The organism is Cedecea sp. VD22, from assembly GCF_037150195.1.
Taxonomy (GTDB): Bacteria; Pseudomonadota; Gammaproteobacteria; order Enterobacterales; family Enterobacteriaceae; genus Cedecea.
Genome location: NZ_JBBCPX010000007.1, coordinates 101089 through 124982, shown reverse-complemented (window position 1 = coordinate 124982; position 23894 = coordinate 101089). Strand labels below are relative to the sequence as shown.

General features: G+C 54.5%; 27 protein-coding genes and 1 tRNA gene. 17 read left to right on the top strand and 11 right to left on the bottom strand.

All coding sequences use genetic code 11. The features are described from left to right. Nucleotides 1-13 precede the first annotated feature (13 nt). From speA to WFK85_RS23645, 3 genes are all read right to left on the bottom strand, one after another. Nucleotides 14-1990 carry a biosynthetic arginine decarboxylase gene (gene speA, locus WFK85_RS14635; RefSeq protein WP_336708704.1) on the bottom strand — a complete coding sequence of 659 codons (1977 nt, stop codon included), beginning with the start codon at nucleotides 1988-1990 and terminating at the stop codon, nucleotides 14-16. Next, entirely contained in the window at nucleotides 1983-2123 is a 141-nt protein-coding gene (gene yqgB, locus WFK85_RS14630; RefSeq protein ID WP_442892300.1) for an acid stress response protein YqgB, read from the bottom strand. Before yqgB ends, speA begins: the two co-directional genes overlap by 8 nt. 107 nt (nucleotides 2124-2230) lie before the next feature. Beyond that, nucleotides 2231-2368 (bottom strand): hypothetical protein, encoded by a 138-nt coding sequence (locus WFK85_RS23645; RefSeq protein ID WP_442892298.1) that lies wholly within the window; start codon nucleotides 2366-2368, stop codon nucleotides 2231-2233. A gap of 445 nt (nucleotides 2369-2813) precedes the next feature. Here WFK85_RS23645 and metK point away from each other — a divergent pair, with 445 nt between their 5' ends. The 8 genes from metK (at nucleotide 2814) to ruvX (ending at nucleotide 10110) form a co-directional block, all read left to right on the top strand. Next, a complete protein-coding gene (gene metK, locus WFK85_RS14625) occupies nucleotides 2814-3968 on the top strand; it encodes a methionine adenosyltransferase (protein WP_008461565.1) in 1155 nt (384 codons plus the stop codon). A gap of 394 nt (nucleotides 3969-4362) precedes the next feature. Continuing rightward, complete coding sequence (locus WFK85_RS14620; RefSeq protein WP_008461563.1) at nucleotides 4363-5757, top strand: sugar porter family MFS transporter; 1395 nt, start codon at nucleotides 4363-4365, stop codon at nucleotides 5755-5757. A 70-nt stretch (nucleotides 5758-5827) separates the two neighbouring features. After that, a complete protein-coding gene (locus WFK85_RS14615; protein ID WP_336708702.1) occupies nucleotides 5828-6343 on the top strand; it encodes a SprT family zinc-dependent metalloprotease in 516 nt (171 codons plus the stop codon). Between the two features lie 92 nt (nucleotides 6344-6435). Next, nucleotides 6436-7143 (top strand): deoxyribonuclease I, encoded by a 708-nt coding sequence (gene endA / locus WFK85_RS14610; protein ID WP_166878139.1) that lies wholly within the window; start codon nucleotides 6436-6438, stop codon nucleotides 7141-7143. A 145-nt stretch (nucleotides 7144-7288) separates the two neighbouring features. Further along, nucleotides 7289-8020 carry a 16S rRNA (uracil(1498)-N(3))-methyltransferase gene (rsmE, locus tag WFK85_RS14605; protein ID WP_166995246.1) on the top strand — a complete coding sequence of 244 codons (732 nt, stop codon included), beginning with the start codon at nucleotides 7289-7291 and terminating at the stop codon, nucleotides 8018-8020. 12 nt (nucleotides 8021-8032) lie between these two features. Continuing rightward, on the top strand, nucleotides 8033-8980 hold the full coding sequence (gene gshB / locus WFK85_RS14600; protein ID WP_008461555.1) for a glutathione synthase: 948 nt from the start codon (nucleotides 8033-8035) through the stop codon (nucleotides 8978-8980). A 147-nt stretch (nucleotides 8981-9127) separates the two neighbouring features. Continuing rightward, nucleotides 9128-9691 carry a YqgE/AlgH family protein gene (locus WFK85_RS14595; protein ID WP_008461552.1) on the top strand — a complete coding sequence of 188 codons (564 nt, stop codon included), beginning with the start codon at nucleotides 9128-9130 and terminating at the stop codon, nucleotides 9689-9691. Next, nucleotides 9691-10110, top strand: a complete 420-nt coding sequence (gene ruvX, locus WFK85_RS14590) for a Holliday junction resolvase RuvX (protein ID WP_008461550.1) — start codon at nucleotides 9691-9693, stop codon at nucleotides 10108-10110. The genes WFK85_RS14595 and ruvX overlap by 1 nt, the downstream gene beginning before the upstream one ends. Nucleotides 10111-10115: 5 nt before the next feature. On the opposite strand, the gene WFK85_RS14585 is transcribed toward ruvX, so the two are convergent. From WFK85_RS14585 to WFK85_RS14575, 3 genes are all read right to left on the bottom strand, one after another. Further along, on the bottom strand, nucleotides 10116-10571 hold the full coding sequence (locus WFK85_RS14585) for a type II toxin-antitoxin system HicB family antitoxin (RefSeq protein WP_336708742.1): 456 nt from the start codon (nucleotides 10569-10571) through the stop codon (nucleotides 10116-10118). 23 nt (nucleotides 10572-10594) lie between these two features. Next, the gene (locus tag WFK85_RS14580) at nucleotides 10595-10777 is read right to left on the bottom strand and encodes a type II toxin-antitoxin system HicA family toxin (protein ID WP_166995303.1); all 183 of its coding nucleotides are present in this window, start codon (nucleotides 10775-10777) and stop codon (nucleotides 10595-10597) included. Between the two features lie 61 nt (nucleotides 10778-10838). Next, nucleotides 10839-11864: a type IV pilus twitching motility protein PilT gene (locus WFK85_RS14575; protein ID WP_336708699.1), complete on the bottom strand. Its 1026-nt coding sequence runs from the start codon at nucleotides 11862-11864 to the stop codon at nucleotides 10839-10841. Nucleotides 11865-11880: 16 nt separating this feature from the next. Here WFK85_RS14575 and WFK85_RS14570 point away from each other — a divergent pair, with 16 nt between their 5' ends. The 5 genes from WFK85_RS14570 to hemW are packed head-to-tail and all read left to right on the top strand — an operon-like array spanning nucleotide 11881 to nucleotide 15202. After that, nucleotides 11881-12585 (top strand): YggS family pyridoxal phosphate-dependent enzyme, encoded by a 705-nt coding sequence (locus WFK85_RS14570; protein WP_008461545.1) that lies wholly within the window; start codon nucleotides 11881-11883, stop codon nucleotides 12583-12585. Nucleotides 12586-12609: 24 nt separating this feature from the next. Beyond that, nucleotides 12610-13164: a YggT family protein gene (locus WFK85_RS14565; protein ID WP_008461544.1), complete on the top strand. Its 555-nt coding sequence runs from the start codon at nucleotides 12610-12612 to the stop codon at nucleotides 13162-13164. Next, nucleotides 13161-13460: a DUF167 family protein YggU gene (gene yggU, locus WFK85_RS14560; protein WP_008461542.1), complete on the top strand. Its 300-nt coding sequence runs from the start codon at nucleotides 13161-13163 to the stop codon at nucleotides 13458-13460. The genes WFK85_RS14565 and yggU overlap by 4 nt, the downstream gene beginning before the upstream one ends. Before the next feature lie 13 nt (nucleotides 13461-13473). After that, nucleotides 13474-14067, top strand: coding sequence for an XTP/dITP diphosphatase (locus tag WFK85_RS14555; RefSeq protein ID WP_166995243.1), 594 nt, complete (start codon nucleotides 13474-13476; stop codon nucleotides 14065-14067). Further along, nucleotides 14060-15202, top strand: coding sequence for a radical SAM family heme chaperone HemW (gene hemW / locus WFK85_RS14550; RefSeq protein ID WP_336708696.1), 1143 nt, complete (start codon nucleotides 14060-14062; stop codon nucleotides 15200-15202). Before WFK85_RS14555 ends, hemW begins: the two co-directional genes overlap by 8 nt. Before the next feature lie 159 nt (nucleotides 15203-15361). Here hemW and WFK85_RS14545 read toward each other — a convergent pair whose 3' ends face one another. The 3 genes from WFK85_RS14545 to trmB form a co-directional block, all read right to left on the bottom strand. Then, nucleotides 15362-16078, bottom strand: a complete 717-nt coding sequence (locus tag WFK85_RS14545) for a DUF2884 family protein (protein ID WP_166995239.1) — start codon at nucleotides 16076-16078, stop codon at nucleotides 15362-15364. A 68-nt stretch (nucleotides 16079-16146) separates the two neighbouring features. Continuing rightward, nucleotides 16147-16473: a YggL family protein gene (locus tag WFK85_RS14540; protein ID WP_008461534.1), complete on the bottom strand. Its 327-nt coding sequence runs from the start codon at nucleotides 16471-16473 to the stop codon at nucleotides 16147-16149. Then, the gene (gene trmB, locus WFK85_RS14535) at nucleotides 16473-17192 is read right to left on the bottom strand and encodes a tRNA (guanosine(46)-N7)-methyltransferase TrmB (protein WP_166995237.1); all 720 of its coding nucleotides are present in this window, start codon (nucleotides 17190-17192) and stop codon (nucleotides 16473-16475) included. The genes WFK85_RS14540 and trmB overlap by 1 nt, the downstream gene beginning before the upstream one ends. A 155-nt stretch (nucleotides 17193-17347) precedes the next feature. Here trmB and mutY point away from each other — a divergent pair, with 155 nt between their 5' ends. The 3 genes from mutY to mltC are packed head-to-tail and all read left to right on the top strand — an operon-like array spanning nucleotide 17348 to nucleotide 19831. Next, on the top strand, nucleotides 17348-18430 hold the full coding sequence (gene mutY, locus WFK85_RS14530) for an A/G-specific adenine glycosylase (RefSeq protein ID WP_336708694.1): 1083 nt from the start codon (nucleotides 17348-17350) through the stop codon (nucleotides 18428-18430). A 2-nt stretch (nucleotides 18431-18432) separates the two neighbouring features. Beyond that, nucleotides 18433-18708: an oxidative damage protection protein gene (locus tag WFK85_RS14525; protein ID WP_008461529.1), complete on the top strand. Its 276-nt coding sequence runs from the start codon at nucleotides 18433-18435 to the stop codon at nucleotides 18706-18708. Nucleotides 18709-18751: 43 nt separating this feature from the next. Further along, complete coding sequence (gene mltC, locus WFK85_RS14520; RefSeq protein ID WP_008461527.1) at nucleotides 18752-19831, top strand: membrane-bound lytic murein transglycosylase MltC; 1080 nt, start codon at nucleotides 18752-18754, stop codon at nucleotides 19829-19831. Nucleotides 19832-19953: 122 nt separating this feature from the next. Here the strand turns inward: mltC and WFK85_RS14515 are convergent, their stop codons facing one another. Further along, complete coding sequence (locus tag WFK85_RS14515) at nucleotides 19954-22089, bottom strand: ornithine decarboxylase (RefSeq protein ID WP_166995233.1); 2136 nt, start codon at nucleotides 22087-22089, stop codon at nucleotides 19954-19956. Nucleotides 22090-22521: 432 nt separating this feature from the next. Here WFK85_RS14515 and WFK85_RS14510 point away from each other — a divergent pair. Further along, a tRNA-Phe gene (locus WFK85_RS14510) sits at nucleotides 22522-22597 on the top strand. Between the two features lie 336 nt (nucleotides 22598-22933). Here WFK85_RS14510 and WFK85_RS14505 read toward each other — a convergent pair. Then, nucleotides 22934-23878 carry a hypothetical protein gene (locus WFK85_RS14505; RefSeq protein ID WP_336708691.1) on the bottom strand — a complete coding sequence of 315 codons (945 nt, stop codon included), beginning with the start codon at nucleotides 23876-23878 and terminating at the stop codon, nucleotides 22934-22936. Nucleotides 23879-23894 lie beyond the last annotated feature (16 nt).

The window sequence follows — 23894 nt, the reverse complement described above, 5'->3', positions numbered from 1 at the left end:
GGAAAGCGATAGCTTACTCGTCTTCCAGATACGTATAACCGTACAGACCCGCTTCGAACTCTTCGAGGAACTGCTGCTGCAGCGCATCGTCAAGGCCGGTGTTCTTGACCTGGTCGCGGAACTGAGTCAGCAGCTTGTTCGGATCGAGCTGCACGTACTGCAGCATGTCCGCCACGGTATCGCCTTCGTCAGACAGTTCAACTTCCACGGAGCCATCAGGGAAGACGAAGACGTCCACCGCTTCGGTGTCACCGAACAGGTTGTGCATGTTGCCCAGGATTTCCTGGTACGCCCCCACCATGAAGAAGCCCAGCATCGGTGGGTTCTCCGGATCGTATTCCGGCATCGGCATCGTCGTGGCTATGCCGTCGCCATCAATATAGTGGTCAATTGCCCCATCGGAGTCGCAGGTAATGTCCAGCAGCACCGCACGGCGCTCAGGCGCGTGATTCAACCCTTCCAGCGGCAGTACCGGGAAAAGCTGATCGATCCCCCACGCATCCGGCATCGACTGGAACAGCGAGAAGTTGACGTACATTTTGTCCGCCATGCGCTCCTGCAGTTCGTCGATAATTGGACGGTGCGCGCGGTTGCTTGGATCAAGCTGCTTCTGCACGTCGTGGCACATGTTCAGGTAAAGCTGTTCTGCCCAGGCACGCTCCTGCAGGCTATATGCTCCGGAGGAGTAGCCGACGTGGATATCGTGCAGGTCCATCTGGCTGTCGTGCAACCATTCACGCAGCGAGCGGCGAGTCCCAGGCTGATGCATCTCCTCCCAGGTTTCCCACATGCTTTGCAGTGCGCGAGGGGCGTCAACCGCAGGTGGAGTTGCTTCGGTATATTCGTTACGCTCCACGCCGATAATATTGGAAACCAGCACTGTGTGGTGCGCGGTCACGGCGCGGCCAGACTCGGTGATCACCGTCGGGTGCGGCAGACCATTTTCTTCACAGGCATCGCCAATTGCCCAAATAATATTGTTCGCGTATTCATTCAGGCCGTAGTTAACGGAGCAGTCGGACTGGGAGCGAGTCCCTTCGTAGTCCACGCCCAGGCCACCGCCAACGTCGAAGCACTGAATGTTCACGCCCAGCTTATGCAGCTCAACGTAGAAGCGCGCCGACTCACGAACGCCGGTGGCGATATCGCGAATGTTCGCCATCTGCGAACCCAGGTGGAAGTGCAGCAGCTGAATGCTGTCCAGGCGGCCGCGTTCACGCAGGATTTCCACCAGCTGCAGAACCTGGTTTGCCGCCAGGCCAAATTTGGACTTCTCACCGCCGGAAGACTGCCATTTACCGGATCCCTGAGAGGCCAGACGTGCGCGAACGCCCAGGCGAGGAATCACATTCAGTCGCTCGGCTTCTTCCAGCGCGATGCCAATTTCGGACATCTTCTCGATAACCAGGTAGACCTTATGGCCCATCTTCTCGCCGATCAGCGCCAGGCGGATGTATTCGCGGTCTTTATAGCCGTTACAGACGATAACCGACCGGGTCATGCCCGCATGCGCCAGCACGGCCATCAGCTCGGCTTTAGAACCCGCCTCCAGGCCCAGCGGTTCGCCGGAATGAATCAGCGACTCAATCACACGGCGGTGCTGGTTAACTTTGATCGGGTAAACCAGAAAATAATCGCCGTTGTAGCCGTAGGATTCACGCGCACGCTTAAAGGCGGCGTTAATCGAACGCAGGCGGTGCTGCAGGATCTGCGGGAAGCAGAACAGCGCAGGCAAGCGCTGGCCCTGAGCTTCACGCGCTTTCACCAGTTCGGCGAGATCCACGCGAGCTTCCGGAACGTCCGGATCCGGGCAAACGCTAATATGGCCCAGTTCGTTAACGTCATAATAGTTATTGCCCCACCAGGCAATATTGTATGTACGCAGCATCTTGCTGGCTTCCTCGGAGCTCATGGCAACCTCCTGAATGGAACGATGTACATCCTGCTCGCCCACTGACGAACCCGAAACAGAAGTGATTTTGTCAGTCATGGCGAACCTCAAATTTTGTCGATTGTGCAAAACAGTTGACTACTATCGCAGGGGTATCCTGCAATAACAACCCATTAACAGCGCGCATTGACAGCACAAGACGCTGACAGCCAGGCTGTGCGACCGGTTTCATTTTCATATCATTGTAAAACACGTATCCGAACCCTGTATGACAGGACGGCGAAACCACGAGAAAACTCTTGTAATACAAGAGCGCCCTTGTTCAGTTACCACGGCGGATTACAGACCGGCCCGGGGATCCTGAGAAGCGCCGAGATGGGTAAAACATCGGCAAGTTTGAAAACATGAGATGCAGGCTGCGAGGAGCATACGCGCGCCAGAACGGCGTGCTGGGTTATATGAATGACGGCGGTTCATTACTTGTATCACCTCCACGCATACGTTGAATATGTATGCGACAAGCCAAAGCTGCGAACGCTGTACCTGACAGGCTCTAAATAATTGCTCAACCCGGCTGGAAGTGGGCAACACGAATCGTGTGCTTTTGATTAAGCCGCGCGCGCCGCTTTATACCCATATAAGGGGTAAAAAGCAAAACAAAATGTGTAAATTGCCAGCAGTGTCAGCTCCACTTTCCACTCAAGATTTATCACATGTTGCCGTTACCCTAAAAAATTCTGGCTATCTGCCGATTGTCTAATCTAAAATGGCCGTCCAGATGTTAATCCATCTATACTGATTAACTGTTAGACTGCCTGTTTTTCAATCTGTGGCAATAAGTTCCCGGGTTGGTCTATCTCGCCACCGCTGTGGCGTAGAGCAGCAGCCTGAACTAAATAAATCCTCTTAGGGTGAAGAAAATATGGCTAAACACCTCTTTACGTCCGAGTCTGTATCTGAAGGGCATCCTGATAAAATCGCTGACCAAATCTCCGACGCCGTCCTTGACGCAATCCTCGAGCAGGATCCGAAAGCACGCGTAGCCTGTGAGACCTACGTCAAAACCGGTATGGTTCTGGTTGGCGGCGAAATCACCACCAGCGCGTGGGTTGATATCGAAGAAATCACCCGCAAAACCGTGCGTGAAATCGGCTATGTGCATTCAGATATGGGCTTTGACGCCAACTCCTGCGCTGTTCTGAGCGCGATTGGTAAACAATCCCCGGACATCAATCAGGGCGTTGACCGTACCGATCCGCTGGAACAGGGTGCGGGCGATCAGGGCCTGATGTTTGGCTATGCGACCAACGAAACCGACGTGCTGATGCCAGCGCCAATCACCTACGCCCACCGTCTGGTGCAGCGTCAGGCTGAAGTGCGCAAAAACGGCACCCTGCCGTGGCTGCGCCCGGACGCGAAAAGCCAGATCACCTTCCAGTACGACGATGGTAAAATCGTCGGTATTGATGCGGTAGTGTTGTCCACTCAGCACTCTGAAGACATCGCGCTGAAAGACCTGCAGGAAGCGGTGATGGAAGAGATCATCAAACCAGTTCTGCCGGGCGAGTGGCTGAACGCCTCCACCAAATACCACATCAACCCAACTGGCCGTTTTGTTATCGGTGGCCCAATGGGTGACTGCGGTCTGACCGGGCGTAAAATCATCGTTGATACCTACGGCGGTATGGCTCGTCACGGTGGCGGCGCATTCTCAGGTAAAGATCCGTCTAAAGTTGACCGTTCTGCTGCCTATGCTGCGCGTTATGTCGCGAAAAACATCGTCGCCGCTGGCCTGGCTGACCGCTGCGAAATTCAGGTTTCTTACGCTATCGGCGTGGCAGAACCTACTTCCATCATGGTGGAAACCTTCGGTACCGAGAAAATCTCTACCGAGCAGCTGACCCTGCTGGTACGCGAGTTCTTCGACCTGCGTCCATACGGCCTGATTCAGATGCTGGATCTGCTGCATCCGATCTACAAAGAAACCGCCGCATACGGTCACTTTGGTCGCGAACATTTCCCATGGGAAAAAACCGACAAAGCCGCACTGCTGCGTGAAGCCGCTGGCCTGAAATAACCCGCCACCGCTTTGTACTTTAAAGGCCAGCTTATGCTGGCCTTTTGCTTTTTGGTTCTGTACCTACAGATTTCTCTTCTCCTGGCTCCCTGCTATCACCGGCAACAATTTGAAACCGATTACACATAACAGGAATAGCCTTTATTGCCACTTTTATTCATATGTGCGTTCAGGCACATCATTTGTTACATAACAGCTCATCAAACACCGATTTTTAACCGCAGGACGGATTTTATTAGCCGTAAATTCCCTGTCTTATCAACATTAAGTTTCCTCTCAATTTAGACCTCTAGTGTAAACGATTACATCACTGTGATTATCATCACACACTTCCGCCGTTTACTGCCCTACCCTTAAAAACGTCAAATCCGAAAAAATCCACGTGGAGGGCGATATGCCTGACAATAAAAAAACCGGGCGCTCCAACAAAAGCATGACCTTTTTTGTCTGCTTCCTCGCCGCGCTCGCCGGCCTGCTGTTCGGCCTGGACATTGGGGTGATTGCCGGTGCGCTGCCGTTTATCGCTAAAGACTTTGCCATCACCTCCCACACCCAGGAATGGGTGGTGAGTTCGATGATGTTCGGGGCAGCCGTCGGGGCCATCGGCAGCGGCTGGCTCTCTTTCAAACTGGGGAGAAAATACAGCCTGATGATAGGTGCCGTGCTGTTTGTGCTCGGTTCCCTGTTCTCGGCCTTTGCGCCCAATGTTGAAGTGTTGATCGTGTCTCGTGTCCTGCTGGGCCTGGCCGTTGGCGTCGCTTCCTACACCGCCCCGCTTTACCTGTCAGAGATTGCGCCGGAGAAGATCCGTGGCAGCATGATCTCCATGTACCAACTGATGATCACCATCGGTATTTTGGGCGCTTATCTCTCCGATACAGCTTTCAGCTACACCGAATCCTGGCGCTGGATGCTGGGCGTGATCACCCTTCCCGCTCTGCTACTGCTGGTTGGCGTGTTCTTCCTGCCGGACAGTCCGCGCTGGTTTGCCGCCAAGCGCCGCTTCCACGATGCTGAACGCGTGCTGCTGCGCCTGCGCGATACCAGCGCAGAGGCGAAACGTGAGCTGGAAGAAATCCGCGAAAGCCTGAAGGTGAAACAAAGCGGGTGGTCGCTGTTTAAGGACAACTCGAACTTCCGCCGGGCGGTCTTTCTTGGCGTATTGCTGCAGGTCATGCAGCAGTTCACCGGCATGAACGTCATCATGTACTACGCACCAAAAATCTTCGAAATTGCCGGGTTCGCGAATACCACGCAGCAAATGTGGGGCACCGTGATCGTGGGCCTGATTAACGTGCTGGCTACCTTTATTGCTATCGGTCTGGTTGACCGCTGGGGACGTAAACCTACGCTGGTGCTCGGCTTCCTGGTCATGGCCGTCGGCATGGGCGTGCTGGGCACCATGCTACACGTCGGCATCCATTCCCAGGGCGCGCAGTACTTTGCGGTTGCCATGCTGCTGATGTTTATCGTTGGCTTCGCCATGAGCGCTGGCCCGCTGATTTGGGTGCTGTGCTCGGAAATCCAGCCGCTCAAAGGGCGCGATTTCGGCATCACCTGCTCCACCGCCACCAACTGGATTGCCAATATGATTGTCGGCGCCACCTTCCTGACTATGCTGAACACGCTGGGCAACGCTAACACCTTCTGGGTTTATGCGGCGCTGAACCTGTTCTTTATCGTCCTGACGCTGTGGCTTATTCCTGAGACGAAACATGTCTCTCTGGAACACATCGAACGTAACCTGATGAAAGGCCGTAAATTACGCGAAATCGGCGCACACAACTGAGTCCTGAAAGCCCCTCCCGGTAACGGGAGGGGCTTGCACCGCGCTTCCTGCCCCATTATTCTCTGCCGTTATGAAAGCCCTCAGACTCCCTATCGCTCTCCAGCAAGCCGTTATGCGCTGCCTGCGTGAAAAACTTCAGCAGGCCAACGCGCATTTAGGCACTCATTATCCTGAGCCCAAAGTGGTCTATCATCAGCGCGGCACCGCCGCCGGCACTGCCTGGCTGGAAAGCAACGAAATTCGCCTGAATCCGGTGCTGCTGATGGAAAATCAGCAGGCTTTTGTCGAAGAAGTTGTCCCCCATGAGCTGGCTCACCTGCTGGTATGGAAGCACTTTGGCCGCGTCGCCCCCCACGGCAAGGAATGGAAATGGATGATGGAAACCGTGCTCGGCGTCCCTGCCCGCCGCACGCATAAATTTGAAGTCGATTCGGTACGCAAAAATACCTTCCCCTACCGCTGCCCTTGCCAGCAGCATCAGCTCACCGTGCGCCGCCACAATCGGGTGCTGCGCGGCGAAGCCGAATATCGCTGCACTCATTGCGGCCAGTTATTAAAACTCGACGTTACAACCCCATGTAATTAATCGTTTATTTCTGGAATTTTTACACTGCCCCTGATTGAAACTGGATATCCGATCAGGTAGGGTGCGGGCACGTTTTAGTAAGGATTCTGGAAATGTCTCGCAAAATTTCTTGGGCTGTTGCATTCGTTGCAGCCTTCAGTTCGCTTCCCGCCTTCAGCAACGGCATCAATAGCTTCGCACAAGCCAAAACCGCAGGCGTCAAGGTCAACGCCGATGCTCCGGGCGACTTCTACTGCGGCTGTAAAATTAGTTGGCAGGGTAAAAAGGGTATCCCGGACCTGGAGTCCTGTGGCTATAAAGTGCGGAAGAATGAAAACCGGGCCACCCGCATTGAATGGGAGCACGTCATGCCTGCCTGGCAGTTCGGCCACCTGCTGCAGTGCTGGCAAGACGGCGGACGTAAAAACTGCGCCAAAGATCCGGTATACCGCAAAATAGAAAGCGATATGCATAACCTGCAGCCTGCCGTGGGCGAGGTTAACGCCGACAGAAATAACTTCATGTACAGCCAATGGAACGGCGGCGAAGGCCAATACGGCCAGTGCGCAATGAAAATTGATTTTAAGGATAAAGTGGCCGAGCCGCCGGAACGCGCTCGAGGCGCAATTGCGCGCACTTATTTCTACATGCGCGACCAATACCAGCTGTCGCTTTCTCGCCAGCAGACTCAATTATTCCAGGCCTGGGATAAACGCTACCCGGTCAACACCTGGGAGTGCGAGCGGGATGAGCGCATTGCGAAAGTCCAGGGCAATCATAATCCATATGTGCTGCGGGCTTGCCAGGCGCGAAACAGCTAACCTACACTAGCGGCAATTCTTTATTTGCTGTGACGAATATAGCCCTCGACCTACAGAACAAGGGGGCGAAAATCCCCTCTCCCTTTTTGGGATAGAGTCAGGATAAGAGCCCATTCCTGCAGCGCAACTAACCGGAACTCACTTCATGCGTATACCCCGCATTCACCATCCTGAAAATCTTTCCGTTGGCCAGGACGTTGCCCTGAGCGAAGATGCGGCTAACCACGTTGGACGCGTGCTGCGCATGAGCGCGGGCCAGGCTATTCAGCTGTTCGACGGCAGCAATCAGGTGTTCGACGCGGAAATCGTGCAGGCGGATAAAAAAAGCGTGCGCGTTAAAATCCTGGCGGGCAACGAGGACGACCGTGAGTCACCGCTCTGGCTGCATCTCGGCCAGGTCATGTCCCGCGGTGAAAAAATGGAATTCACCATTCAGAAGGCCGTGGAACTGGGTGTGAACGAGATCACCCCATTGTTTTCCGAACGCTGCGGGGTAAAACTGGATGCGGAAAGGCTGAACAAGAAACTCCAGCAGTGGCAAAAGATTGCGATTGCCGCCTGTGAACAATGCGGCCGCAACCGGGTGCCAGACATTCGCCCGGCGATGGATCTGGCCGCCTGGTGCGCCGAGCAGGATGACGCCCTGAAGCTCAATCTGCATCCGCGAGCCAGCGCCAGTATCAACACTCTGCCGCAGCCGGTCGAGCGCGTCCGCCTGCTGATTGGCCCGGAAGGCGGCCTGTCTGCGGATGAGATTGCCATGACCGCAGAGCACCAATTTACTGATATTCTGTTGGGACCGCGCGTTCTGCGTACTGAGACCACCGCGCTCACCGCCATCACCGCACTGCAGGTGCGCTTTGGCGACCTGGGCTAAAGGAGAACAACAATGATCAAGCTCGGCATCGTGATGGACCCCATCGCACACATCAACATCAAAAAAGACTCCAGCTTCGCCATGCTGCTGGAAGCGCAGCGTCGTGGTTACGAACTGCACTACATGGAAATGGCCGACCTGTATCTGAACAACGGCGAAGCGCGCGCCCGCACGCGCCTGCTCAGCGTCGAGCAGAACTACGATAAGTGGTATGAGTTTGGCACCGAGCAGGATATCGCCCTGGCCGATCTGAACGTGGTGCTGATGCGCAAAGACCCGCCGTTTGACACTGAATTTATCTACGCGACCTATATTCTTGAGCGCGCAGAAGAGAAAGGCACGCTGATCGTTAACAAACCGCAGAGCCTGCGCGACTGTAACGAAAAGCTGTTCACCGCCTGGTTTGCCGACTTAACGCCGGAAACGCTGGTCACCCGTAACAAAGCTCAGCTGAAAGCCTTCTGGCAGCAGCACGGCGACATCATTATGAAACCGCTGGACGGTATGGGTGGCGCCTCTATTTTCCGCGTGAAACAGGATGACCCAAACATCGGCGTTATCGCCGAAACGCTGACCGAATTGGGTACCCGCTACTGCATGGCGCAGAACTACCTGCCTGCCATTAAAGACGGTGATAAACGCGTGCTGGTGGTCGACGGCGAGCCGGTACCTTACTGCCTGGCTCGTATTCCGCAGGGCGGTGAGACCCGCGGTAACCTGGCCGCCGGTGGCCGTGGTGAACCACGTCCGTTGACCGACAGCGACTGGGAAATTGCCCGCCGCGTTGGGCCTACGCTGAAAGCCAAAGGGCTGATTTTTGTTGGTCTGGATATTATCGGCGATCGCCTGACCGAGATTAACGTCACCAGCCCAACCTGCATCCGCGAAATCGAAGCTGAATTCCCTGTGTCGATCACCGGGATGCTGTTCGACGCCATCGAAAAACGCCTCGCTCACTAAGCGCATCTGGCGGGTAGCTGTTACCCGCCTTCCCCCTTCGAAGGCACGATTCACGGCGGGTAGCCCGCCTTCCTTCATTAGTGGTAAGCTGGCCACACTTCGCGCAGCCACTGCCGCTTTTATCAACCGGGATCAGAACCTCTGACAATGAATTTACAGCATCACTTTCTTATTGCCATGCCGGCTCTCCAGGACCCTTTATTTAAGCGCTCCGTAGTTTATATCTGTGAATACAACGATGAAGGCGCGATGGGCATTATCATCAATAAACCGCTGGAAAACCTGCAGGTGGATGGCGTTCTCGAAAAGCTAAAAATAGAACCAGACCCGCGCGACGCTACGATTCGACTGGATAAACCCGTATTTATCGGCGGCCCGCTGGCGGAAGATCGCGGGTTTATTCTGCACTCGCCGCCGGACAACTTCGGCTCAAGCATTCGCATCTCCGACGACACGGTGATTACAACTTCCCGTGATGTGCTGGAAACGTTAGGCACGGCCAAACAGCCGAAAGAGGTGATTGTTGCCCTCGGCTACGCTTCCTGGGAAAAGGGGCAGCTTGAGCAGGAGATCATGGAAAACTCATGGCTGACGGCTCCTGCTTCGCCTGAGATCCTGTTCCACACGCCCATTTCAGAGCGCTGGCGCGAGGCCGCCCGTCTGATTGGTATCGATATCCACACCATGCCAAGCGAAGCGGGGCACGCCTGATGAGCAGTGGAACTTTAATGGCTTTTGACTTCGGCACCAAAAGTATCGGCGTCGCCATCGGCCAGCGCATTACCGGCACTGCGCGCCCGTTAACCGCGCTTAAGGCGCAGGACGGCACTCCGGACTGGAATGCGGTAGAAAAAATCCTGAAGGAGTGGCAGCCGGAAGAAGTCGTTGTCGGCCTGCCGCTGAATATGGATGGCACCGAACAACCCCTGACGGCGAGAGCCCGCAAGTTTGCGAACCGCCTGCACGGCCGCTTTGGCGTGAAAGTCTCCCTGCAGGACGAGCGGCTGAGCACCGTCGAAGCCCGCGCCGGGTTATTCGAACACGGTGGTTTCCGCGCCCTCAACAAAGGCAGCATCGACTCCGCTTCTGCGGTGATTATTCTTGAAAGCTGGTTCGAGTACCACCCGTGAAGGGCTTAACTGCCGGGCGCGTCGTTCCCTGCGTTCAGCAGTTCATGCCTTGCGGCAATCGCCAAAAAATGGCTGCGGTCCCGGTAGCCTGAAGAGGGCTGTTTTACCCGGGAATCAATACGCCGCAGCAGCGCGTCTGGCAGCATGATGTTTAGCCGCTGCTGCTTTCCTTCCAGCGCGGATAAATCCACATCAACCAGCAGCCATTGCTGGCAGTAGCCGTACTCCGGGTCTGCGGCATAAGCAAAAGGCCCGGCATCACACAATCGAGTAATGTCTTTGCCGCTCTCCACCATTAAATCCACAATCGACAGCACCGCATCCTGCACCATCGGGGCGATATCCGCCTGACTGTCTGCGGCCGATACGCAGCCAAATTCATCATTGCATAGCGCGGGCACGACCAGGCCAAACGCTTCGTTTTCAGTTGCGGGTAATTCCACACCAACGGAAAAAAACATCATCAACCTCCGGCAGCGACAGGCTAAATGCCTGCCATTTTACGAATGGATTTGACGGTACCGACGGGCAAATCCTTTTTGGGATGCGGAACGGGGAACGTTTTTCCGGTTGTAGGTGACCACCAGATCCAGTGGCTACCCCCAGAACGCCTGACGGGTTCGCACCCCGTGGCCCTCAATTCCTTTATCAGCTCAGCAGAGGTCATCATGCTCACCCTGAATGATGGATAATATACACACCAATACACATTAAGGCAATAAAGGCGTTCAAAATGTCGCCTCCCATGGCACGCTGAATTCCCGATCGTGTCCAACAATCTTACCTTCACGCAGCAGCAGCGCCTCGCTCTGGGCAAAGCTTTGCATGCCATGCTGCTGGCCGGTTTGCAGCACGCCAGGCAGTTGATGCGTCTTCCCCTCACGAATCAAATTTGCCATAGCCGGGGTATTGACCAACAGTTCGTACAGCGCCACCCGGCCACCGTCAGTCGCCGGTACAAGCTTTTGTGCCAGCACCGCTTTCAGGCTTCCGGCAAGCTGAGTTTGAATCAGGCTTTTCTCCTGAGCAGGGAACACGTCCACCAGCCGTTCCACCGCCTGAGCAGCACCGCGTGTGTGTAATGTCGCCAGAACCAAATGCCCTGTTTCTGCCGCGGTCAGCGCCAGGCCAATAGTCTCACTATCCCTGAGCTCACCCAGCAGAATGACGTCCGGATCTTCCCTTAAAGCGGCTTTTAGCGCTGCTGCATAGCTTTCACAGTGCAGGCCGGGCTCGCGCTGCTGAATCAGGCAGCGGCCAGAGGCGTGAATAAATTCGATGGGGTCTTCCAGCGTTAGCACATGGCCGTCAAGATGCTGATTGAGATGCTGAATCATCGCGGCAAGGGTTGTAGACTTCCCGCTCCCGGTAGCTCCAGTCACCAGTATCAGCCCTTCACTTTCCCGTAAAAGCGCCTTCAGTTGGGAGGGTGCGCCAAGCGTATGCAGATCCGGGCAAGAAGATGCGAGTAATCTAAGCGCCAGCGAATAACCTTCCTGATGGAGAAAAGCATTGCCGCGTAGCCTGATGCCGTTCGCGAGCGTGAGGGAAAAATCGAGCTGGCCGGCGCGACTAAGCTGCAACTTTTGCTCCTCATTTAACCATCCGTTGAGAACCTCTTCGACTTCCGGCACCTTCTCCGGGCACGCTTCCAGCCTGCCACACTTTCGCCAGCGTGCCGCCTGGCGCGCGCACAGGTGTAGATCGGAGACATTATGCTTTACACTAAGGGCCACAATTTCTTCGATATCCATATCACTTCCAACGATCATGAATGAGATAGCGCACAATCTGGCACAGGTACATGGGAAAATCTCAGCCGCTGCGGCACGTTGCGGCAGAAGCCCCGAAGAAGTGACTCTGCTTGCAGTCAGCAAAACCAAGCCTGCGAGCGCCCTCGCAGAAGCGATTGCTGCCGGGCAACGCGCCTTTGGCGAAAACTATGTGCAGGAAGGCGTGGATAAGATTCACCACTTTGCTGAACAAGGTGTAACAGGGCTGGAGTGGCACTTTATCGGGCCGCTGCAGTCGAATAAAAGCCGCCTTGTGGCGGAGAATTTTGACTGGTGCCATACCGTCGATCGGCTGAAAATTGCCAGTAGACTCAGCGAACAACGCCCGTCGACGTTGCCGCCGCTAAACGTACTGATTCAAATTAATATCAGCGACGAAAACAGTAAGTCCGGCATCGCGCTGAGTGAGCTGGAGCAGTTAGCTGCCGAAGTGGCGGCCTTACCGGGACTGACGCTGCGAGGCCTGATGGCCATCCCTGCGCCAGAACCGGATTACGAGCGCCAGCTTACCGTTTGCCGCAAAATGGCAGAGGCCTGTAATGCACTCAAAGCCCGCTTTACCACGATCGATACATTATCTCTCGGCATGACCGATGACATGGAAGCCGCGATTGCCGCAGGCAGCACCATGGTGCGCATTGGAACCGCTATTTTCGGCGCGCGGGATTATCCCGCTCGTTAATCACCATCATTTTTGAGGAAAACCATGCTTACGTTGACTTTCCTGGTCAAAACCCTGATTGAGCTTTACGTAATGGTGCTGCTTATCCGTATCTGGATGCAGTGGGCGCGCTGTGATTTCTACAACCCGTTTGCCCAGTTCATCGTTAAAGTTACCCAGCCCGTTGTCGGACCGCTTCGTCGCGTACTGCCATCCCTGGGCCCTATTGACACCTCATCCCTGCTGGTGGCATTTATACTCACCACGCTGAAATTCCCTATTCTGCTGCTGATCCAGTCCGGCGGGCTGTCGCTCGATCCATTAAACTTACTCATCGGCGTGCTGTCGCTGCTGAAATCAGCCGGTACCCTGGTGTTCTGGGTGATCATCGTTCGTTCCCTGATGAGCTGGATAAGCCAGGGCCGCAGCCCTATTGAATACGTGCTGATGCAAATGACCGAGCCAATGATGGCGCCGATTCGCCGCATCTTGCCTGCGATGGGCGGCATTGATTTCTCCGCCATGGTGGTCATTCTTATTCTTTATGCGCTGAATTACCTCGGTATGGACCTGTTCCCTGGCCTTTGGTACGCGATTTGAGTGCTGTGACACAGCAGCCTGACGGGCTGGTTCTGCGGCTGTATATTCAGCCCAAGGCCAGCCGCGATAGCCTGGTCGGTATGCATGGCGACGAGTTAAAAGTCGCCATCACCGCACCACCGGTAGACGGGCAGGCCAACGCTCACCTGGTAAAATATCTGGCCAAACAATTCAGGGTAGCGAAAGGCCAGGTCGTGATAGAGAAAGGCGAACTTGGTCGCCATAAACAAGTTAAAATTATCGGCCCGCAGCAGATCCCGACGGAAGTCGCGGCATTGATTGCCCCCCTCGAATAACACAGGACTGACTATGCAAAAAGTCGTATTAGCTACCGGTAACGCCGGTAAAGTGCGTGAACTCGCCAATCTGCTGGCGGATTTTGGCTTCGATGTGGTCGCGCAAACCGAGCTGAACGTAGAGTCTGTCGAAGAGACCGGCCTGACCTTTATTGAGAATGCGATTCTCAAGGCTCGCCATGCGGCTAAAGTGACCGGGCTACCGGCGCTGGCCGACGATTCCGGCCTGGCGGTGGATGCGCTGGGCGGCGCACCGGGTATCTATTCCGCACGCTACGCGGGCGAGGATGCCAGCGATCGGCAGAACCTCGACAAGCTTCTGGAAGCGCTCAACGACGTGCCGGACGATAAACGCCAGGCTCAGTTCCACTGCGTGCTCGTCTATATGCGTCACGCGGAAGACCCAACGCCGCTGGTGTTTCACGGTAGTTGGCCGGGCGTGATTACCCAGGCGCCAGCAGGGCAAGGTGGCTTTGGCTACGATCCTATCTTCTACGTTCCTTCCGAGGGTAAAACCGCGGCGGAGCTAACCCGCGATGAAAAGAGCGCGATCTCCCACCGTGGGCAAGCGCTGAAACTGTTACTGGAAGCAATGCGTAATGGCTAATTTGCCACCTCTTAGTCTCTACATTCACATCCCGTGGTGCGTACAGAAGTGCCCGTACTGTGACTTCAACTCCCACGCGCTGAAAGGCGACGTGCCGCACGACGAATACGTGAGCCATCTGCTGCACGACCTCGACCGCGACGTGGCGCTTGCTCAGGGGCGTGAGGTAAAGACTATTTTCATTGGCGGCGGTACGCCAAGCCTGCTCTCCAGCGAAGCCATGCAAACGCTGCTGGACGGCGTGCGCTCACGCCTCAAGCTGGCAGACGACGCAGAAATCACCATGGAAGCCAACCCCGGCACGGTCGAAGCCGACCGCTTTGTTGGCTACCAGAAAGCGGGTGTGAATCGTATTTCTATCGGCGTTCAGAGCTTTAGCGAGCCCAAATTAAAGCGCCTGGGCCGTATTCATGATGCGGGTGAAGCCAAACGTGCCGCGAACCTGGCAAGCGGCCTGGGGCTGCGCAGCTTTAACCTTGACCTGATGCACGGCCTACCTGACCAGTCGCTCGAAGAGGCATTGGACGATCTGCGCCAGGCCATTGCCCTGAATCCCCCGCATCTTTCCTGGTATCAGTTGACCATCGAGCCGAACACGCTGTTTGGATCACGTCCGCCGAAGTTACCGGACGACGACGCGCTGTGGGATATCTTCGAGCAAGGCGATAAGCTACTGACCGCCGCGGGCTACCAGCAATACGAAACCTCAGCCTATGCTAAGCCCGGTTATCAGTGTCAGCACAACCTGAACTACTGGCGCTTTGGCGACTATTTGGGGATTGGCTGCGGCGCGCACGGCAAAATCACCTCCCCGGACGGGCGCATTACGCGCACGGCGAAAACGCGCCATCCGCGCGGCTATATGGAAGGAAAGTACCTCGACCGCCAGCATGACGTTGAGCAGGCAGACAAACCGTTCGAATTCTTTATGAACCGTTTCCGCCTGCTGGAGGCCGCACCACGCAGTGAGTTCACGCTTTATACCGGTTTAGATGAAGCGATAATTCGCCCGCAGTTGGATGAGGCGCTGGCGAAAAACTATATGACGGAAACGGATGAACACTGGCAGATAACCGAGCACGGGAAACTGTTTTTAAATTCCCTGCTGGAGCTGTTTTTAGCCGACGAAGCGTAAGTTTTTACCCTCACCCCGGCCCTCTCCCAGAGGGAGAGGGGGAAAACAAGTGATGGGCGACATGGTTTATCCCCTATCCCCTTTGGGGAGAGAACTGGTGAAGGGGAACTCGGTTTATCCCCTCTCCCCTTAGGGGAGAGGGTTAGGGTGAGGGGAAAATTACTTCAGCGCCCCCACAAGCCCTTTACGCTGATTTTCCAGCGACACCACCCGGTTACACACCTCGTGGCCGAACTGTTCAAAATCAGCCTGCTGATTATTCCATTCGTTCTGAACCGCCGTTTGCAGACCGCCCAGGTTACCCAGCACATTCTGCAGCGGGTTGCCGCCGCCTTTCAGCACCGCCTGCGCGCCCATTTCATTAATGCTGTCCTGCAGAATGCCGCCCATCGCCTGGTTCACCAACTGCTGACCATCGGCTCTCACCTGATCGACCGCTTTATAATGGAACGTCAGCCCGTCCTGGCGGCGCTCAATAATCCGGTTCATCTGCTCTTTTAACTGGGCATCCAGCTTGGTCAGGCGATTACGCATGCTGCTGCTTTCCCCAACCTGTTTAGCAATAATGCCGTCCAGCGCGACGCGGCTTTTCTCTACGCGAGAGCGAGCCCCATTATCGATCCACGGTAAATCCGTGCGCAGGGCTTTCTGGTAGTTCAGCGCCTGCTGGCGCTGTGCGGATGTCAGCGTCTTCTGAACACCGTTGTATTGCACGCTGCCGTCAGGCGCGATGACCAGATTGCCGTTCTCACCCACAACCTGCACGGACTGCGGGTTAATCACCACGTCATCACGTGGATTGACGCTGCACTGATAGTCCGCGTGTGCCGAAGCGGCGGTGACCAGCAGCGCGCCTAAAAGGACCTTACGGATCATATTTTCTCCTGAAAAATCAGCTCCTGAAAAAAAGGCCGGTTAATTAACCAGCCTGTTTTTGCTAAAGCTTAATCCCACCAGACGTCGAACAGATCGCTGATGCGAACATCTTCGAGTTTGCGGTCTTCTAACCATTTACGCACCAGCGCCTGATGCTCTTCGGTGCATTTGCCAATCTCTTCCATGCACACCAGACCTTCCCAGACCAGGTAACCGCTGCCGTCAAACGCCAGCTTGTTCGGCGCGATCACTTCGGCGATCAGCTCGTCCACGGTTTTATCAATTTGCTCTTCGGAAGTGCCCTCCGGGAAGCGCCAGGCAATCGAGAAGCCCAGTTCCTGGAACTCTTCGATATGCATTTTCTTACGCAGACGACGGCTACGATTCTTTGCCATTATTTCACCCTCTCGAACATTAAGTCCCATACGCCGTGACCAAGACGATGGCCACGTTGTTCAAATTTGGTTACCGGACGTGAGTCCGGACGCGGTACGTAGTCGTGACTCTCCGACTGGTTTTTATACCCTTCGATAGAGGACATCACTTCGAGCATATGTTCAGCATAAGGTTCCCAGTCGGTGGCCATATGGAACACGCCGCCCAGCTTCAGCTTGCGTTTTACCAGGTCAGCAAACGGTGCCTGAACGATACGGCGTTTATTATGACGTGCTTTATGCCATGGATCAGGGAAAAACAGCTGAACCATGTTCAAAGAATTGTCAGGAATCATGTTTTCCAGCACTTCCACCGCGTCGTGGCACATCACACGGAGGTTCTCCACGCCAGCCTCATGCGCGGTGCCCAGGCAGGCGCCCACGCCCGGCGAATGCACTTCAATACCGAGATAGTTATGCTGCGGATTGGTTTGTGCCATGGTTACCAGCGAGGTGCCCATACCAAAACCGATCTCCAGCGTGACCGGCGCTTCGCGGCCAAAAATCTCGCTAAAGTCGGCAGGCTCGGCCTGGAACTCAACGCCCATCACCGGCCAGTAGTTATCCAGCGCGTGCTGCTGGCCTTTTGTCAGACGCCCCTGGCGACGGACAAAGCTGCGGATGCGGCGCAGCACACGGCCTTCTTCATTAAATTCCGGTGAAATGACGTCATTCTTCATGGTTTTCTTAACGCTTCGCTTAGTGTTCGGGAAACGGGCATTATCCAAAGTTAAGGATGAGAAGCAAGTGGCAGAAAGTTCCGGTTTACAGCTTTACGCCGCTGTGCTGGAATCGGCTCCTTTATTACACCTTTGCCGGATATCCCGCGTTGACCATGCAAGCTCCTCAATTCGCCCAACAAGTCCTCGACTGGTACCACAAGTATGGGCGCAAAACCCTGCCGTGGCAGCAGGAGAAAACGCCTTATAAAGTATGGCTCTCTGAGGTAATGTTGCAACAAACCCAGGTCGCGACGGTCATCCCTTATTTTGAGCGCTTTATGGCGCGTTTCCCCACCGTGACCGACCTGGCGAACGCCCCGCTGGACGAAGTGCTGCACCTGTGGACGGGGCTGGGCTATTACGCTCGTGCGCGCAATCTGCATAAAGCCGCTAAACACGTTGCCGATAAACACGGTGGCGTTTTCCCTGAAACGTATGACGAAGTGGCCGACCTGCCTGGCGTCGGGCGCTCAACCGCAGGCGCGATTCTGTCTCTTTCGTTGGGTAAACACTTCCCGATTCTCGATGGCAACGTAAAGCGCGTGCTCGCCCGTTGCTATGCCGTTTCCGGCTGGCCGGGCAAAAAAGAGGTTGAAAACCGCCTCTGGGAAATCAGCGAACGCGTAACCCCTGCACAGGGCGTTAGCCAGTTTAATCAGGCGATGATGGACCTCGGGGCCATGGTCTGCACCCGCTCAAAGCCAAAATGCGAGCTTTGCCCGCTGAACAACGGCTGCGTGGCCTATGCCAACCACAGCTGGGCGAACTATCCCGGCAAGAAGCCTAAAGTGACGCTGCCTGAACGCACCGGCTATATGCTGATGATGCAGCATGGCGATGAAGTCTTCCTGGCGCAGCGCCCGGCGGTCGGGCTATGGGGAGGCCTATTCTGCTTCCCACAGTTCGCTGAAGAACAGGAATTACATCGCTGGCTGGAGCAGAGAGGTATTCCGGCAGATAATCTCACGCAGTTAACGGCTTTCCGCCACACCTTTAGCCATTTCCATTTAGACATTGTGCCGATGTGGCTTCCGGTGTCGTCCATGGACGCCTGCATGGATGAAGGCCCCGCTCTCTGGTATAACTTAGGCCAGCCACCGTCTGTCGGGCTGGCGGCTCCCGTGGAACGCCTGCTACAACAATTACGAGCCGAACCGGTTGCCTTAGCGCCCGTTCGTGCCGAAGAAGAGGAATAATCATGAGCAGAACGATTTTTTGTACTTACCTGCAGCGCGATGCTGAAGGCCAGGATTTCCAGCTGTACCCGGGCGAACTGGGCAAGCGGATCTACAACGAAATCTCCAAAGAAGCCTGGGCGCAGTGGCAGTCCAAGCAGACCATGCTGATCAATGAAAGAAAGATGAGCATGATGAACCCGGAACACCGCAAAGAGCTGGAAAACGAGATGGTCAATTTCCTGTTTGAAGGGAAAGAAGTCCATATCGAAGGCTTTACCCCGCCAGAAAAACAGTAATCGTCGGCACCTTTTTGCAAACACAACACGCATACACGGAATGATGAAAAAACTTCTCGCGCTGGCTCTCGTGGCCCCGTTGCTGATCTCCTGCTCCAGTAAAAAAGGCGATGACGCTTTTAACGAAGCCTACGTAAAGGACACCAACGGGTTTGATATTTTGATGGGGCAGTTTGCCAACAACATCGAAAATATCTGGGGTATGAAAGAGGTCCTGATCGCAGGCCCGAAAGATTACGTCAAATACACCGACCAATATCTGACGCGTAGCCATATCAACTTTGATGAAGGTACCATCACCGTTGAGACCATCGCGGGCACCGATCCTGCCGCGCACCTGCGCCAGGCCATCATTACCACCCTGCTGATGGGGGACGATCCTGGCTCAATAGATCTCTATTCCGATGCCAACGACGTCCAGATCTCCAAAGAGCCGTTCCTTTACGGCCAGGTCGTGGATAACACTGGCCAGCCCATTCGCTGGGAAGGCCGTGCGACGAAGTTTGCCGACTATCTGCTGCAAACGCGCCTGCAAAAGCGCAGTACCGGGCTGAAAATCGTCTATAGCGTGACCATCAATCTTGTGCCTAACCACCTCGACAAACGAGCACATAAATACATCGGTATGGTGCGTAAAGCGTCGAAGAAATACGGCGTGGACGAGTCGCTGATTCTGGCCATCATGCAGACGGAATCCAGCTTCAACCCGTATGCGGTAAGCCACGCGGATGCACTGGGCCTGATGCAGGTTGTTCAGCACAGCGCCGGGGTTGACGTGTTTAAGGCGCAGGGTAAATGGGGCAAACCAAGCCGCAGCTTCCTGTTCGACCCGGAAAGCAACATTGATACCGGCACGGCCTATCTGGCGATTTTGCAGAACAGCTATCTGGGGCAGATTGATAACCCAACGTCACGTCGCTATGCGGTGATTACGGCCTATAACGGCGGCGCGGGCAGCGTGCTGCGGGTGTTCTCTAACGATAAGATGCAGGCGTTTAGCCTGATTAACAGCATGGCGCCGGGCGATGTCTATCAAACGTTGACCACGCGACATCCGTCCGCAGAGTCTCGTCGTTACCTGTACAAAGTGAATAACGCCCAGAAGAGCTATCGCCGGCGGTAATTTACCCTCACCCTAACCCTCTCCCTAAAAGGGAGAGGGGACTTTCCGGGAATACACTTCTTCACCCTTCTTTCCTCCCTCGCCCCCTTGGGGAGAGGGCTGGGGTGAGGGGCTATTCCCTCTTACTTCAGCATGTAGCCGTACAGCCGCTTAATGCCGTCCGAATCCGTCTCGCTGTACACGCCCTGCAGCTCAGGGGAGAAGCCTGGCAGCATATTCACGCCCTCTTCCAGCGCCAGGAAGTAACGCAGTGCCGCCCCGCCCCAAACTTCACCCGGCACCACGCAAAGCACGCCCGGAGGATAAGGCAACGCGCCTTCCGCCGCGATACGTCCTTCAGATTCGCTCAGGCGCACCAGCTCCACGTTGCCGCGAATAAACTCGATGTTTGCGTCCTGCGGGTTCACCACCACGGCAGGCAGGCTCTCCTTGCGGAACATCGCTTTCTGCAGCTCTTTAACCTCAAAACTCACGTACAGATCGTGCATCTCCTGGCAAAGCTGGCGCAGGGTGTAACCCTTGTAGCGCACCGGGTATTTCTGATAAATCGTGGGCAGCACATCCGCCAGCGGCGTGTCGTCCTCAATATGCTGTTCAAACTGCGCCAGCATGGCCACCAGCTGAGCCAGCTTCTCGTGGCTCTCCGCCGGGGTAAGCAGGAACAAGATCGAGTTAAGATCCGACTTTTCCGGCACAATTCCGTTTTCACGCAGATAGTTAGCGAGGATTGCCGCTGGCACACCGAACTCGGTGTAGCGCCCGGTTTCGGGATCGATGCCCGGCGTGGTTAGAAGCAGCTTGCAGGGATCGACAAAATATTCGTCCTTCGCATAACCTTCAAAACCGTGCCAGCGCTCACCGGGTTCAAAGCTGAAGAAGCGGCGCTCCTGAGCAATCTTCTCCGTGGGGTGATCCTGCCACGGCCGCCCGGCCACTTCCGGCGGAATAAACGGCTTGATCATCTTACAGTTGGCGATAATCGCCTTGCGCGCTTCAATGCCCAGTGCCACACATTCCGCCCACAGGCGACGACCACTTTCGCCCTCGTGGATCTTGGCATTTACATCCAGCGCGGCAAACAGCGGGTAAAACGGGCTGGTTGAAGCATGCAGCATGAAAGCATTGTTAAGCCGCTTGTGCGGGCAAAAACGGGCCTGACCGCGAAGATGGTTATCTTTCTTATGGATCTGCGAAGTCTGGGAGAATCCGGCCTGCTGCTTGTGAACCGACTGAGTGACAAAGATCCCCGGATCGTTTTCATTCAGCTCCAGTAACAGCGGCGAACAGTCCGCCATCATCGGAATAAACTGCTCGTAGCCGACCCAGGCCGAATCAAAGAGGATGTAATCGCACAGATGGCCGATGTTATCTACCACCTGGCGAGCGTTATAAATTGTGCCGTCATAGGTGCCGAGCTGGATCACCGCCAGGCGGAAAGGCCTTGCCTCCTGAGCTCGTTCAGGTGCCACTTCCGAAATCAGCTCCCGCAGGTATTTCTCATCAAAACAGTGCGCATCAATGCCGCCGATAAAGCCAAAGGGATTGCGGGAAGCTTCCAGATAAACCGGCGTAGCACCGGCCTGGATGAGTGCGCCGTGGTGGTTTGATTTATGGTTGTTGCGGTCAAACAGCACCAGATCGCCGCGTGTCAGCAGAGCATTGGTCACCACTTTGTTCGCCGCAGAGGTACCGTTAAGCACGAAATAAGTTTTGTCGGCGTGGAAAACTTTCGCGGCAAACTTCTGCGCGTGCTTAGCTGAGCCTTCGTGGATCAGCAGGTCACCCAGCTTAACGTCCGCGTTGCACATGTCTGCACGAAATACGTTCTCACCAAAGAAATCATAAAACTGCCGTCCCGCCGGGTGTTTTTTAAAGAATTTCCCGTGCTGGTGCCCAGGGCAGGCAAAAGTGCTGTTGTCCATCGCCACGTATTTGGTCAGCGTGTTGAAGAACGGTGGCAACAGATCTTCTTCGTAGCCGCTGGCCGCGGTTTCCAGCTCCAGATAATCCTGCGCTTTCCCGGCAATCACGCCGGTTACCGCAGGCAAACCGTCAACGGCGGTTTCGCTAAAAATAAACACCGGCAAATTAAAACCCGAGCGTTTAAGCAAGGCCAGAATGCCGCTGCGGCTGTCCGCAACGGAGATGACAACTGCCGCCACATCGGTGAAGTCGGTCTCGTCGAGCGTGACCACTTCACGATGCGTTGAGAGTAATGCAGCCACGTCGTGACTGGCGGCAATTTTCAGTGATTTCATAAGCACAAATCCCCGTCTGCAAGGATGAGTGAGTGCCATCCGGCACGGCAAAGGGAAAATTCCCCAACGAAGGCGTTCTGAAGGTCTTAGGTGTGAATCCACTTCGACCGCCAGACATCAGTAAAACCAGGCGATTCCTGATTTTACTGATGTCCTGCAGCGAGCAAGCATTGCCCTCACCGCATGGTGAGCAAGGGACTTCGGAAGGTTATAGCAGCACGGACGAGCGCCATCCCGAAAGATGCATGGGAATTGAGAGTGAACATCAAGGCGCCCCGTAGTGGATAAGAAAACTGGCGCAATCATGGCACCTTCTGCCAGGGGGTTCAACATGAAGTCTGTAACAGCCCGCACATAAATCAGGCAAACGCACCGTGCCGTGCAACAAAGCCATTGACGCGGAATGGGGTTTACGGTTTAATGCGCCCCGTTGCCCGGATAGCTCAGTCGGTAGAGCAGGGGATTGAAAATCCCCGTGTCCTTGGTTCGATTCCGAGTCCGGGCACCACTATTTAGAAGAACCCGCCTATGGCGGGTTTTTTGCTTTTGGCGAAACGGACTCTGCATCGAACTGAAAGTCGATTATTCGTCTCATCCCTGAGACTCACCCCTTCGGGGCCAGCGCAAGCGCTGTTCAAAAACGTTCCCGACGTTTTAGTATTCGTCTCATCCCTGAGACTCACCCCTTCGGGGCCAGCGCAAGCGCTGTTCAAAAACGTTCCCGACGTTTTAGTATTCGTTTCATCCCTGAGACTCACCCCATAAGGGTCCAACGCAAGCGCTGTTCAAAAACGCTCCCGTTTTACACGATACAAATTTTCAGGGCTAATATTGAGAATGCATATTAGGCAAAACTATAATTTGATAATTTAAAAACTTCAGGAGAATAAGAGCTTTGCTCAAATCCAGCATTGATAATAACCTGGTTCAATGGATTTATGCGCAACAACCCTCCCTTCGACCAACAGCAAGTAAATTCATTAAGATTATTTACTCGCAGTAATTTTTTAATAAATTCTAAATCTTTAAGAACCATCTCTATCAGTTGAGGACCGACCCGTCCACTGGAGAGAAGACTTTTTATCCCTGCATAAAAAGGACGGTAAGATATTCCATTTAATCTGATTCTATCTGTTGCAGGAAGTCCAGAATATATATTCAGGCCAGTTCGCCCAACAACTAAAATCTCATTGTACTCGGCCGTAGTTTGTTGACGCCTAATTTGACGATGAATTTCCTCAACGGATAACAAAGTATTATAAGGTTTATTCATTCTAAAGTTACCTTTAGTAGGCCTATTTTTCCCTTGAAATATAGCGTCTGCCAAAGCGTAACTATCGACCAGTGCTCCTGAAGGAACAGCTCCCTCTCTACCCGCAAAATTAGGGAATGCCACATCCTGTAGGTGAGTGCCCAGAATATTTTGCACAGGTACATTTAAATCCAATGCAATAGGGAGCGGTGCTATACCACATCCCGCTAAACGAGCCGGTATTTTTTTTACAACGCAGCAGCATGAAATAACATCCCAACTATTTAAGATCGACTCAGCAGAACGTTGCTCGAATGGAGATATAACATTTCGACCAGCTCGACTCATACTACAGATGCCACTGATAGTATGAATAATTTTAAGATCTCCATTTATATCGATTCGCCGCCGCCAACCATCGAGTATTCTCTTGGTCTCTAGCTCACTATATCTTTTATTTAGATATTCATCTCTAAACCTTGCAATTTTATTCTTATCAAGTTTCTCGCCAAACTTTTTCAAGTTAATATTTAACATAAAAACCTTACATTAA